The sequence below is a fragment of the Streptomyces sp. NPDC059008 genome (assembly GCF_042749045.1).
Classification (GTDB): domain Bacteria; phylum Actinomycetota; class Actinomycetes; order Streptomycetales; family Streptomycetaceae; genus Streptomyces.
Genome location: NZ_JBHYJC010000022.1, coordinates 59,032 through 71,679, shown reverse-complemented (window position 1 = coordinate 71,679; position 12,648 = coordinate 59,032). Strand labels below are relative to the sequence as shown.

Sequence of the window (12,648 nt, the reverse complement as noted above, 5' to 3'; positions counted from 1 at the left end):
GCCTCACAAATACGCCGCCGCGCACCGCCACATACGCTGACGCAAATCCATATCCGGACGTGATGCGGCTCACCTCTCATAAGGAGGACGGGCAACAGCGCGGAGGCGCGACCAGCGCTCCCCCACCCGCGCGGGCATCCGAAGGACGCGGTCCCGTGCCGCCGCTTTCGAATCCGTAAGGGCCTTGATCGCCACCTGCCAGCACCCGGCCCTTTCGTGCGTCCAAAAACCGAGGCGATCCCAGCAGGCACCCCGTGCATGACCCCTCCAACCCTCAACGGATGTCGAGATGACTACACCTCCCTCCAGCCACGTGGCCGCACCGCCCGCTCCCCCGGGCAACGGTGGGGCTCCGGGGCAATCAGGACTGCACTCCGGCCTCAAGAACCGCCATCTGTCCATGATCGCCGTCGGTGGGGTCATCGGCGCCGGTCTCTTCGTGGGATCCGCCTCCGGCATCACCGCGGCCGGCCCCGGCATCCTGCTGTCGTACGCCCTCGTGGGCGCGCTGGTCGTCTTCGTGATGCGGATGCTCGGCGAGATGGCGGCCGCCAACCCGACCTCCGGCTCGTTCTCCGCCTACGCGGACCGGGCGCTGGGCCGCTGGGCGGGCTTCTCCATCGGCTGGCTGTACTGGTTCTTCTGGGTCGTGGTGCTCGCCGTGGAGGCGACCGCCGGCGCCGCGATCCTCACCAGCTGGGTCCCGGCCGTCCCGCAGTGGGCCTGGGCGCTGATCGTGATGGTCGTGCTCACCGCCACCAACCTGGCCTCGGTGGCCTCGTTCGGTGAGTTCGAGTTCTGGTTCGCGGGCATCAAGGTCGTCGCCATCGTCGCGTTCATCGCCCTCGGCGGCCTGGCGATGTTCGGCCTCCTGCCGGGCTCCGACAACCCCGGCTCCGGCTTCGCGAACCTCACCGCGCACGGCGGCTTCCTGCCGAACGGGCCCAGTGCGATCCTCACCGGCGTCCTGATGGTCGTCTTCTCCTTCATGGGCAGTGAGATCGTCACCCTCGCCGCCGGTGAGTCCGAGGACCCGCAGCGCGCGGTCACCAAGGCCACCAAGAGCGTCATCTGGCGGGTCGGCGTCTTCTACCTCGGTTCGATCCTGGTCGTGGTCTCCCTGCTGCCCTGGAACGACCCCTCGATCACCAAGAACGGCTCGTACGTCGCGGCCCTGGACTCCATCGGCATCCCGCACGCCGGCCAGGTCATGAACGTCATCGTGCTGACCGCCGTGCTCTCCTGCCTCAACTCCGGTCTCTACACCGCCTCCCGGATGGCGTTCTCGCTCGGACAGCGCGGCGACGCGCCGAAGGGCTTCGCCCGGACCAACGCCCGGGGCGTCCCGCAGGCCGCGATCCTGGTCTCCGTCGTCTTCGGCTTCGTCGCGGTCGGCTTCAACTACCTGTGGCCGGACACGGTCTTCCAGTTCCTGCTGAACTCCTCGGGTGCGGTCGCGCTCTTCGTGTGGCTGGTCATCTGCTTCTCGCAGCTGCGCATGCGCGGCATCATCCTGCGCGAGAACCCGGACAAGCTGATCGTCCGCATGTGGCTCTTCCCCTACCTGACCTGGGCGACCATCGCGATGATCTCCTTCGTGCTGGTCTACATGCTCACGGACGACAGCCCCGGCGGCGGCCGGATCCAGGTGCTGCTGTCGGTGCTGCTGGCCGTCGTGGTGGTCGCGATCTCCCTGCTCCGCGACCGGCTCGGCCGCAACACCGAGCGGGCGTCCGTCTCCCGCTGACCGGACCAGACGCCTCTCACGGGCGGCGGCGTGCCTGGCACGCCGCCGCCCTTCGCGGGCCTTCGCGCCCGTACCTCCACCCACCACGACACCCCGGAAGGGCCACCGCGGACATGCCCGTCTTCAGACGCCGCAAAGGCAGCCGTCCCCATCTGGTCCCCGAACTCGACGACCTCGATTTGGGCAAGGTCCGTCGGCGCGTCGAGACCTGCTGGTCCCGCGGCTCGCTCGACACCGCCGTCATGGCCATGATGGCGGGTGTGCTCGACGACGCCGGCGAGGACTGGGACCGCAAGGCCCACCGCCTCCGGGTGCTGGCCGGTGCCGCGGGGCGGGCGCTGCCCGGCATCTGGCGGCAGCACAATCCGCACCACCAGAGCGCGTTGCTGCTGCACGCCTGGTCGGAGCTGCTCCAGGCCCAGCAGCAGGGCTCCGCCGCCGGTCTGGACGAGGTCCGCGAGACCCTGCTGCTGGCGGCCGAGCTGCTCCCCGCCGACCCCACTCCCTGGACCCTGCACCTGGCCACGCTCCGTCTGGAGCGGCGTCCCTCCCGCGAGATGTCGGCGATCTGGCGCGAGATCAAGGCGCGCGACCCCTGGAACCGGGAGGCCCACCTCCAGGCCCTGGGCTACCTCTCGCCGGACGAGTGCGGCTCCAGCGCCCTGGTGCTGGACCTGCTCGACGGCGTCCGCTCCCTCATGCCGCCCGACGCCCCCGCGGCCGGTCTGGAGCTCACCGCGCTGGTCCGTACGCATCTGCGGTCGGTCGCCCCCGGCGGCCTGACGGCCCTCGGCGCCGGCGAGATCTGGCGCCGCCCCGACGCCACCCGGGCGCTCGAGCAGGCCGCGCACTACTGGCCGCGCCCGGGGTTCTTGCACCACGCGGCGGCGCTGGCCGATCTGAACCTGCTGGCCTACGCGCTGATCAAGTCCGTCCGGATGGCCGACGCGGCCACCGCGCTGCGCGCCACCGGGGGCGTGGGGACGCCCTGGCCGTGGAGTGCGGACGGCGATCCGCTGGAGCGGTTCTCGCACTACTTCGGCCGTGCCACCACCACGAACTGACGGAGACTTATCCGATTTAAGGGGTATACGCCCAACCCTTAGCCAAATCGGGTGGAATTACGGCCTCTTTCCGTTCTCTCCCGAGTGCCCCGACACCTTCCAGGGAACCCCATCCTGGAAGAGCGTTGGGAGACCCGCATGCGCGACACCGTCAGCACCGGCCGCTCCGCGGCGACTGGCGGCTGGCGCGTGCTACTGCTCCTCGTACTGCTGGCGCTGGTGCACACCGCGCTCACCGCCGACTCCTCCGAGGCGCAGGCCGCCGAGACCGGCCGCTGCCTCACCCGCGCCGGCGCTTCCGCCGCGCCCGGTCCGGCCGAGCGGTCCTGTGTCGCCCCGGCGCCGCTGCTGGCGTCGCACGGAGCCGGCGACAAGCATCCGGGCAGCGGATTCCGGCGTATGTGCGAGGCCTCGGTCTGCCATCTGCGCCACCCCGTCCCGAACGGGCCCGGCGGCAAGGCGATCCGGGAGTCCGCCGTGGCGGAGAGCGTCTGCGCACCGAGCGACGCCTCGTCCTGGGCCGTCACCACGGCCGCCGCTGCCGCCGCGCCGACGCGGGTGACCGTCCTGCGCTGCTGAGCCGACCCCGGCCGCACACCCGCCCCACCCCGCAACGGGGCCGCCGGGGCGACCGCGGCCTGCCGTCGTCAGCTCCCAGGACTCTCGCACCGCAGGAGATTCGGCATGCCCATCGACATCTTCGCCGCCCTTGGCGCGCTCGTACGCGCCGAGGCCTCACGCACCGCGCCCAAAACAAAGTCGCCCACGCCGACCCCGCACACCGACCCGGACCGGGCCACGCACACCGACCGGGACCAGGCACAGAACCCGGGCAACCCGGAACCCCCGCCGGCCCGTTCGCCGGGCGGATCGCCGCCCGCCGCGTCCGACGCCGTCTCCGCGGCCGCGTCCACGCCCGAGCGCCCCCGCCCGGCGCTGCTGCGGAAACTGTCCGCGCTCACCTCGATCGTGCAGAAGGGCCGCCCCGGCTCCACCAGCGGCCGCAGGGCCTCCGACTCCTGACACAGAGCGGCACCCACCGCCACTTGTCCGCCTCCAGGGCAGCGGCGATCCTGGACACATGGCTGGTCACGCGGCTGATCACAGGTCGGCCGGGGACACCGCGGCGGCCGTCGGCACCGACACCGTCTCCGGCTGGGCCGTCCGACGGCCCGGCCCGATCTCCTCCGGTCCGCTGACCTTGGTCCGACGCCCCACACCCGAACCCGGCCCCGGCGACCTGCTGCTGGGGGTGGAGGCCTGCGGGGTGTGCCGTACGGACCTGCATCTCGCGGAGGGCGATCTGACCCCGCACCGCCCGGCGACGGTACCCGGCCACGAGATCGTCGGGCGGGTGGTCGCCGTCGGCGACACGGTCACCGGCTTCCGCGTCGGCGACCGGGCCGGCGGCGCCTGGCTGCGCGGCACCTGCGGCGACTGCCGGTACTGCCGCGCCGGCCGGGAGAACCTCTGCCCGGCATCCCGCTACACCGGCTGGGACGCCGACGGCGGGTTCGCCGAGGCCGCCCTCGTCCCCGCCGACTACGCCTATCCGCTGCCGGACGGCCGAAGCGCCACGGAACTGGCGCCGCTGCTGTGCGCCGGGATCATCGGCTACCGGGCGCTGCGCCGCAGTGCGCTGCCGCCGGGCGGGCGGCTGGGCATCTACGGATTCGGCGCCTCGGCGCATCTGGCCGCGCAGGTCGCGCTGTCCGAAGGGGCGAGGGTCCATGTGCTGACCCGGTCGGCGCAGGCCCGGGAACTCGCCGTCGCCCTGGGCGCGTCCTCGGCCGCCGGCGCCTACGAGCGCCCGCCCGAGCCGCTGGACTCGGCGATCCTCTTCGCGCCGGTGGGCGATCTGGTGCCGGTGGCTCTCGAAGCGCTGGACCGGTCGGGCACCCTGGCCGTCGCCGGGATCCATCTCACCGATGTCCCCACGCTCACCTATGAGCGGCATCTGTTCTACGAGCGGAACCTGTGCAGCGTGACCTCCAACACCCGCGAGGACGGCCGCGAGTTCCTCCGGGCCGCCGCCCGGATAGGCCTCCAGGTCACCGTCAGCCCCTACCCCTTGAGCCGCGCCCCCGAAGCGCTCGCCGACCTGGCCGCCGACCGGGTCCACGGGGCGGCGGTGCTGATCCCCGGCTGACGAAGGGCGGGCCAGCCCGCTTCGCGCCGACTGGCTCCCTCGTCCTTGAATGCCGCACCATGGGGTGAAGAGGGTAAATTACGACATATCCGATGAGGCGGTGGCGGGGTCGACGCCCTGGCCCCGAGGGCGGATACGGCGACCGTGGCTTACGACGACGGCTTCCCGTGTACGGAGGCGGTACAAGCAGTGACCGCGCGGGTCCTTGGGTCTTCCGGGGCCGAGCTGACCGCCGTCTATGTGCCGGCCGAAGGGGACGGCGATCTTCAGCTGGCCGAGATGGTCGGTGGCTCCGGTGTCCCCTACACACTGCCGACAAGCTATCCCCTGTCCGGCGACTCCCCGGTCGCGGCGGCCTTCCGCACCGGTCTCCCCCAGTGGCTGAGCCCGGCGGAGCTCACCGAGCGCGGCGTGCCCGGCTCCGCGGGCGGCGCCGACGCGGAGCCGGGCAACGGCACCGGGCCCCTGCCCACCACCGTCTCGCTCGGGGTGCTGCCGCTGGGCGGGGACGCCAGGCGGCTGGGCTGCCTGGTCGTCGTCGACCAGGCGGCGGACGCCTTCGACGCCGACCGCCGCCACCTGCTGGAGCTGCACGCCGACCAGGTGGCCGCGGGTCTGGAGGCGGTCGAGGCGCGGGTGCTGGCCCGAACGGAGCGGCGGTCGCTGCTCGGCCCGGGACTGGACACCCTGCGGGGCGGCGCCTTCACCCTGGTCCTGCACACCGGGCGGATCGAGGCGGACACCCAGGTCCTGGAGCTGTTCGGCATCGGCCCCACGGAGTTCGACCGGCAGGTGGAGACCCTGCTGGAGCGCACCGTGCCGGACGACGTTCCGGCGCTGATGTCGATCGTGGAGCCCGGCGGGGTGCCGGTCGCCGGCCAGCAGCTGTCGTTCCGGATCCGCCGGCCCAACGGCGAACTGCGCTGGCTGACGCTGCGCTGCCGGGTGCTGACCGGCGCCGACGGGGCGCCGGAGCGGATGCTGGGGGTGGTCGCCGACGCCTCGTACCTGCGCCCCAGTGCCGACGAGGTCTCCATCGTGCAGCGGCTGTCGGCCGCACTGGCCGGCGCGACGACCATACGGGACGTCAGCCGGGCGGTGATCTCGACGCTGCGTGCGCCGCTGGCCACGAGCCGGATCGCGGTCGCCGAGCTGGAGGCCGACCGGCTGGTGGTCACCGCCCTGGACCCGCCGGAGCCGGAATCCTGGCCCGCGTCCTGGCAGTCCGAATGGCGCTCCGAGTGGCCCGACGCCTCGTGCCACTCGCTGCCCACCCTGGAGGGCGTGCTGCGGGGCGGCCATGTCGCCCTGTGGCCCCCGGGCGCGGCGCTCGAACCGGGCCTGGCGGGTATCGGCCCCGGTGGCCTGGCCGTCCTGCCGCTGCCGGCCGAGGGCCGGATCGTGGGGGTGTGCCTGCTCGGGTGGGAGACGGAGCACCGCTTCGGACCGGAGGAGCGCTCCCTGCTGACCGCGACCGCGGGGCTGGTGGGGCAGGCCCTGGTCCGCGCCCATGCGCTGGACGCCGGGCACGAGCTCGCCACGATGCTGCAGCGCAGTCTGCTGCCCCGCAAGCTGCCGGAGCTGGCCGGCGGGGTGGCCGCGGTCCGCTATCTGCCCGCCACGATGGGGCTGGAGGTGGGCGGCGACTGGTACGACGTCATTCCGCTCTCCGACGGCCATGTGGCGCTGGTCATCGGTGATGTGGAGGGGCACAGCGCGGGGGCCGCGACGATCATGGGTCAGATGCGTACGGCCATCCGGGCCTACGCCGTCGAGGGGCATCCGCCCGACGTGGTGATCTCCCATGCCAACCGCCTGCTCCTCGGCATGGAGACCGACCTCTTCGCCACCTGCTGCTATGTGGACCTGGACATGGAGGAGGGCATCGCCTGGTTCGTGCGGGCCGGGCATCTGCCGCCGCTGCTGCGGTACCCCGACGGCAGCACCGAGGCCATGTCGGTCGAGGGCGGGCCACCGCTGGGCGTCGCCGAGGACGCGGAGTATCCGCTGACGGAGGTCGGGCTGGCGCCCGGCACCGTCCTGGTCCTGCTCACGGACGGACTGGCCGAGTCCGCCACCCTCGTCCTGGAGGACGGCATCCGCCGCGTACGGGAGGTGCTCGGTGCCGCCGATCCGGCCGATGCCGGGCGGCTCGCCGACGACCTGCTGGGCGGCTCGAAGCGGCGCGACGACGATGTGGCGGTGCTGGTCCTTCGCTACGACGGGATGCGCGTCCGCCCGACGCGGGCCCGCTGGGCGGTATGGCGGCTGCCCGACGCCGTCATGCACGCCCGCCGCTTCACCGGGCGCACGCTGCGCTCGTGGGGCGTGACCCAGGAGCTGGACGTGGCGCTGCTGGTGGTGTCCGAGCTGGTCACCAACGCCATCGCGCACACGCAGGGCGAGGTGCAACTGGATCTGACGCTGGCCGCCGACCGGCTGCGGATCGCCGTGAACGACACCTCGCCGCGGGCGCCGGTCAAGCCGGTGAGCGTGGACTGGGAGTCCACCGGCGGCCGCGGACTGCTCCTGGTCTCGGCGATGTCGCTGTCCTGGGGCTCGGTGCCGCTGAGCGGCGGCAAGCAGGTGTGGAGCGAGATCAGCCTGCAGACGGACGAGCGGCTGGGCGGCGCGGAAGGCGAGGAGGTGCCCTGAGGTGAACACCCGTCTGCGCAAGACCGCCGTCGTCCTGGCCGGAGTGTGCCTGCTGGCCGCGCCGGTGGCCTGCGGCGAGGCCCGTGAGGTCGACCGGCCGTCCGGGCCGGCGTCCGGTGAACCGCCGCGGATCGGTGTGCTGCTCCCGGACAACAACTGGCGCTTCTACCACTTCGACAAGCCGCTGATGGCGAAGAAGATCCACCAGCTGTGCCCCGAGTGCCAGGTGGACATCGTCAGCGCCGATCACGACATCGCCACCCAGCAGGCGCAGATGGCGGCGATGATCACCAAGCGGGCCAACGTCCTGATCCTCGACGCGGTCGACTCCCGGTCGCTGCGCGCACCGATCGAGCGGGCCCGCCGGGCCGGCGTCCACGTGGTCGCCTACGACCGGCTCGCCGAAGGGCCGATATCGTCGTATGTCTCCTTCGACGGCGCGCAGGTCGGCCGGCTCCAGGCGCAGGCGCTGCTGCGGGCGCTCGGCGGCAAGGCCCGCACCGGCCAGATCGTGATGATGAACGGCGCGGAGACGGACCCCAACTCCGCCTGGTTCAAGCAGGGCGCGCTGGACGTCCTGCGGGGCAAGGTGCGGATCGGCAAGGCGTACGACACCGCCGGCTGGCGCCAGGAGGCCGCGAACGCCAACATGACCGCCGCCCTCGCCGCCCTCGGCCCCGGGCGCATCGACGGCGTCTACTCCGCCAACGACATGCTCGCCACCGGCATCATCTCCGCGCTCAAGGCCGCGAAGGTCACTCCGCTGCCCCCGATCACCGGGCAGGACGCCCAACTCGACGCGGTGCAGCGGATCCTCACGGGCGAACAGATCATGACCGTCCTCAAGCCCTTCCGGCCCGAGGCCGACAACGCCGCCGCCATGGCCGTCGCGCTGGCCCGCGGCAAGAGCCTCAAGGACATCGCCCCCCGGCGCGTCAACAGCCCCACCACACGCGACATCCCGGCCGTGCTGCTCACCCCCATCCCGGTGACCGCCAAGAACATCAAGGAGACCGTGGTCAAGAACCGGCTGTACACGATCGACCAGATCTGCACTCCCAAATACGCGGCCGCCTGCGCGAAGGCCGGTCTGACTCAGCCCGCACACGGCGAGGAACAGTCCCCTCGGTGATCGACCAAGGGGGTCTCGGTACGCCCCCAACAGTTCTCTACTCGGAGGTAACTGCTGTGCTGGGTGCATGGAATCCGAGCCCGCCAACAGGACCCCTCAGTTCGAACTCCGCTACGGAGGACTGCACTTGACGATCCAGCGAGTCCCAGGGTGGCTCATCACCGTCGTCACCACGGTCACCGGAGCGGGCGCCGCATGGTGGACAAGCCGCTGACCACCCCGGTCGTCGGCCCCCGCGACGAGGTGGCCGCCGCACCCCTTCGCCACCGCCAGGACGTGGTCGCGCCGGCGCTCGGGGGATGAGGTGGCGTCGGTCCTGCGGGAGGGTCGGTGAGCCCGACGGGACACTTACCGGACCCGCCATTGGGCCTTTCGATCACGTTACGACCCTTTCTGCCTGGTTTGCCGCCTTTTCGCCAGTAACGTGGATTGTGTGTGTCCTCAGACAGCCTTGCTGTGCGCGAAGGCCGGGCTCACCAGGTAAGGCAGGTACCCCATGACAGCACCGCCCCTGCTGGCGCTGCGCGGAGTCTTCAAACGGTACGGCGCGGTCCAGGCACTGGCCGATGTCGAGCTGGAGGTACGCGCCGGCCAAGTGGTCGCCCTGGTCGGGGACAACGGGGCGGGCAAGTCCACGCTGATCAGGGTGATCGCCGGGGTCGACCCGGCCGATTCCGGCACCGTCGAGTGGGAGGGCCGCCCGGTCCGGATCACCCGGCCCCACGAGGCCCAGGACCTGGGCATCGCCACCGTCTTCCAGGACCTCGCGCTCTGCGACAACCTCGACGTGGTGGGCAATGTCTTCCTCGGCCGGGAGATCCACCGGGCCGGGATCCTCAACGAGGTGGAGATGGAGCGGCGCACGCTGGAGCTGCTCGACGCCCTCGCCATCCGGATCCCCGACGTACGCATCCCGGTGGCCTCGCTGTCCGGGGGCCAGCGGCAGACCGTCGCGATCTCCCGGTCGATGCTCGGCGAGCCCCGCCTCGTCCTGCTGGACGAGCCCACCGCGTCCCTGGGCATCGAGCAGACCGCGCAGGTCCTCGACCTGGTCGAGCAGCTGCGTGAGCGCCGTCTCGGGGTACTGCTGATCAGCCACAACCTGGGGGACGTCAAGGCCGTCGCGGACTGGATCGCGGTACTGCGGCTCGGCCGCAACAACGGCTTCTTCGACGTGGGCACGACGTCCCACGAGCAGATCATCTCCTCCATCACCGGGGCCACCGACAACGCGGTGACCCGGCGCAAGATGCCGGGCTGGGAGATGGAGCGGTGAGCCGCCTCTGGGAGGCGGCGCGACGCGGGAACCGGGCCGCGCGCCCGGACGGCAGGCCGGCGGACGGGGGCGGCGGCCCGAACCCGCTGCAGATCCTCCGGCGCCGGTTCCACGCCGGTGAGCTGGGCTCGGTCCCGGTCGTCCTCGGACTGCTCGTGGTGTGGATCATCTTCGAGAGCCTCAACAAGAACTTCCTCTCGCCGCGCAACCTGTCCAACCTGAGCGTGGACATCGTGGGGATCGGGATGATCTCGATCGGCGTCGTCTTCGTGCTGCTGCTCGGCGAGATCGATCTGTCCGTCGGTTCGGTGAGCGGGCTGGCGGCGGCCGCGTTCGCGGTGCTGAACGTGCGGCACGGCGTGCCGGAACCGCTCGCGCTGCTGGTCGCGGTGTTCGCCGGCACGGCGATCGGGGCCGTGCAGGGGTTCTTCTTCGCCAAGGTCGGGGTGCCGGCGTTCGTGGTCACCCTCGCGGGCCTGCTGGGCTGGAACGGGCTGATGCTCTACATCCTGGGCTACAGCGGCACCGTCAACCTCGACGACAAGGGCCTGGTCGCCATGCTGACCAGCTTCTACTTCACCCATGTCGCCGCCGCGTACGGCCTGGCGGTGATCGGCACCGCGGGGTACTTCCTCGCCTCTTACCAGGACGTACGACGCCGCAGGGCCGCCGGGGTGCCGGCCAGGCCGCTGAGCGAGATCGCGGTGCGCACCGGTGTGCTGGCGGTGATGTCCCTGGCCGCGGCCTGGGTGCTCAACCAGTACCAGGGGCTGCCGCTGGCGCTGCTGATCTTCCTGGTCTTCCTGGTCGGTCTCGACCAGGTGCTGCGCCGGACCCGCTACGGCCGGATGATCTTCGCGCTCGGCGGCAGTGTCGAAGCCTCCCGCCGCACCGGACTCAACGTGGGCCTGGTGCGGATCTCGGTGTTCATGGTGTCCGGGACGATGGCCGCGATCGGCGGGCTGTTCCTGGCCTCGCGCGTCACCTCGGCCACCCAGACCTCGGGGACGGGCATCTTGCTGATGGACGCGATCGCCGCCGCGGTCATCGGCGGCACCAGCATGTTCGGCGGCCGGGGCCGGACCTGGTCCGCGCTGCTCGGCGTCCTGGTCATCCAGTCGATCGCCTCCGGTGTGGCGCTGATGGGCATCCAGACCGCCGTCCAGTTCATGATCACGGGCGGGGTGCTGCTGCTGGCCGTGGTCATCGACTCGCTGTCCCGGCGGGCGCAGCGGGCACACGGTCGGGTGTGAGCGGTGCCCGGCCCGGCACCCCGGCGGCCCGCGCTCCCCGGTCGCCGTGCGCGCGGGGCGGATCCGGGCGGACGCTGGAAGTGTAGCGACGCGCACCGGCCAGGCCGCGGCCGCCGCAGGAGAGGAGCGAGCCGATGAAGGACGTCATCACCGCCGGCGTGGACGGTACGCCGGAGTCCCTGTCCGCCGTCCAGTGGGCGGCGCAGGAGGCACACACCCGGCAGGCGCGGCTGCGGCTGCTGCACGCCTGGGTGCTGCTCGCCCCGGAACCGGTGTCCCACCCCCTCACGGAGGACGACCAGAACTACTGGCCCCACCGGATGATGGACGAGGCCGAGGCGGCCGTCCGGGCCCGCTGCCCGGACCTGCGGGTGACGCGGGACCTGGCGGCCAAGGACCCGTACGAGGCCCTCAAGGACGCCGCCGGGCAGTCCGACCTGCTGGTCCTCGGCTCGCGGAACCTGGGCCCGGTGACCCGCTACGTCCTCGGCGAGCTCGGCCTGCAACTGGTGGCGCACACCGACTGCCCCACGGTGCTGGTGCGCACCCGGCAGGGCGGCTCGACGGCCGGGCCGGCAGGTCCGGTGGTGGTCGGGGTCGGTCTGCGCAAACCCGCCGAGACGCTGCTCGCCTTCGCCTTCGACAGCGCCGTGCGACGCGGCGTCCCGCTGCGCGCCGTACACGGCCGGCATCTGCCCTCCTTCGCGTACAACCGCGGCGGCGGCGTGGAGCCGTACGCCGCCGAGGAAGCAGCGCAGCTGGCCCGGGACGAACTGGCGAAGACGCTCCAGCCGTGGCGGGAGAAGTATCCGGATCTGCGGGTGGACGCGCGGGTGGAGATGGAGAGCGCGGCGCCGGCGCTGCTGCGCGACACGGCCGGGGCCGCGCTGCTGGTCGTCGGGCGACGGCACCGGCGGGTGCTGCCGGCGCCGCGCATCGGCCATGTCGTGCAGGCGGTGGTCCATCACGCTCCGTGCCCGGTGGCGGTGGTGCCGTACGAGTGAGAAGGCGGATGATGACGACAGGGGGCACGAGGAAGTTGGGGTAAGCCATGGCGAACACAGTCGAGTGGCCCGTCCGTCTGACCCTCGTCGAGGAGGACGGCACCACCACGGCGCGGGCGGTGCTCACCACCGCGACCACCACCTTCACCGGGCACGGCACGGCGCGGTGCAGCCCCGAGGACCGCGACATCCCGGAGATCGGCGACGAGATCGCGGCCGGCCGGGCCCTGCGGGACCTCGCCGGGCAGCTGCTGCGGGTGGCGGACGAGGAACTCGAGGGCGTGGGTGCCGCACCACCGCGGCGGCAGACCCGCGTCGCCTATGGCTGGACGGATGCGATGGCGTGAGCCAGGGCCGTGGCGGACGGC

11 protein-coding genes are annotated in these 12,648 nt (G+C 72.2%); all 11 read left to right on the top strand.

Translation table 11 applies throughout. From position 1 onward, the window contains the following. The first annotated feature begins 289 nt into the window (after nucleotides 1-289). The 11 genes from ACFWZH_RS24720 to ACFWZH_RS24670 all read left to right on the top strand — a co-directional run bounded on the left by ACFWZH_RS24720 (nucleotide 290) and on the right by ACFWZH_RS24670 (nucleotide 12,627). Nucleotides 290-1,747, top strand: coding sequence for an amino acid permease (locus ACFWZH_RS24720; RefSeq protein WP_384435122.1), 1,458 nt, complete (start codon nucleotides 290-292; stop codon nucleotides 1,745-1,747). A gap of 113 nt (nucleotides 1,748-1,860) precedes the next feature. Then, nucleotides 1,861-2,811 (top strand): hypothetical protein, encoded by a 951-nt coding sequence (locus ACFWZH_RS24715; RefSeq protein WP_384435120.1) that lies wholly within the window; start codon nucleotides 1,861-1,863, stop codon nucleotides 2,809-2,811. Between the two features lie 138 nt (nucleotides 2,812-2,949). Further along, nucleotides 2,950-3,390, top strand: coding sequence for a hypothetical protein (locus ACFWZH_RS24710; protein ID WP_384435117.1), 441 nt, complete (start codon nucleotides 2,950-2,952; stop codon nucleotides 3,388-3,390). A gap of 105 nt (nucleotides 3,391-3,495) precedes the next feature. Further along, nucleotides 3,496-3,834, top strand: a complete 339-nt coding sequence (locus ACFWZH_RS24705) for a hypothetical protein (protein ID WP_384435114.1) — start codon at nucleotides 3,496-3,498, stop codon at nucleotides 3,832-3,834. Nucleotides 3,835-3,892: 58 nt separating this feature from the next. Beyond that, nucleotides 3,893-4,960, top strand: coding sequence for a zinc-dependent alcohol dehydrogenase family protein (locus tag ACFWZH_RS24700; RefSeq protein ID WP_384435111.1), 1,068 nt, complete (start codon nucleotides 3,893-3,895; stop codon nucleotides 4,958-4,960). A 279-nt stretch (nucleotides 4,961-5,239) separates the two neighbouring features. Beyond that, nucleotides 5,240-7,615: a SpoIIE family protein phosphatase gene (locus ACFWZH_RS24695; RefSeq protein ID WP_384435220.1), complete on the top strand. Its 2,376-nt coding sequence runs from the start codon at nucleotides 5,240-5,242 to the stop codon at nucleotides 7,613-7,615. 1 nt (nucleotide 7,616) lies between these two features. Beyond that, nucleotides 7,617-8,747: a sugar ABC transporter substrate-binding protein gene (locus ACFWZH_RS24690; RefSeq protein WP_384435109.1), complete on the top strand. Its 1,131-nt coding sequence runs from the start codon at nucleotides 7,617-7,619 to the stop codon at nucleotides 8,745-8,747. Between the two features lie 496 nt (nucleotides 8,748-9,243). Continuing rightward, the gene (locus tag ACFWZH_RS24685; RefSeq protein ID WP_384435106.1) at nucleotides 9,244-10,023 is read left to right on the top strand and encodes an ATP-binding cassette domain-containing protein; all 780 of its coding nucleotides are present in this window, start codon (nucleotides 9,244-9,246) and stop codon (nucleotides 10,021-10,023) included. After that, complete coding sequence (locus ACFWZH_RS24680) at nucleotides 10,020-11,276, top strand: sugar ABC transporter permease (RefSeq protein WP_384435103.1); 1,257 nt, start codon at nucleotides 10,020-10,022, stop codon at nucleotides 11,274-11,276. Before ACFWZH_RS24685 ends, ACFWZH_RS24680 begins: the two co-directional genes overlap by 4 nt. 134 nt (nucleotides 11,277-11,410) lie before the next feature. After that, the gene (locus ACFWZH_RS24675) at nucleotides 11,411-12,280 is read left to right on the top strand and encodes a universal stress protein (protein WP_384435101.1); all 870 of its coding nucleotides are present in this window, start codon (nucleotides 11,411-11,413) and stop codon (nucleotides 12,278-12,280) included. A 47-nt stretch (nucleotides 12,281-12,327) separates the two neighbouring features. Beyond that, nucleotides 12,328-12,627 carry a dsRBD fold-containing protein gene (locus tag ACFWZH_RS24670; RefSeq protein ID WP_384435099.1) on the top strand — a complete coding sequence of 100 codons (300 nt, stop codon included), beginning with the start codon at nucleotides 12,328-12,330 and terminating at the stop codon, nucleotides 12,625-12,627. The last annotated feature ends 21 nt before the right edge of the window (nucleotides 12,628-12,648 follow it).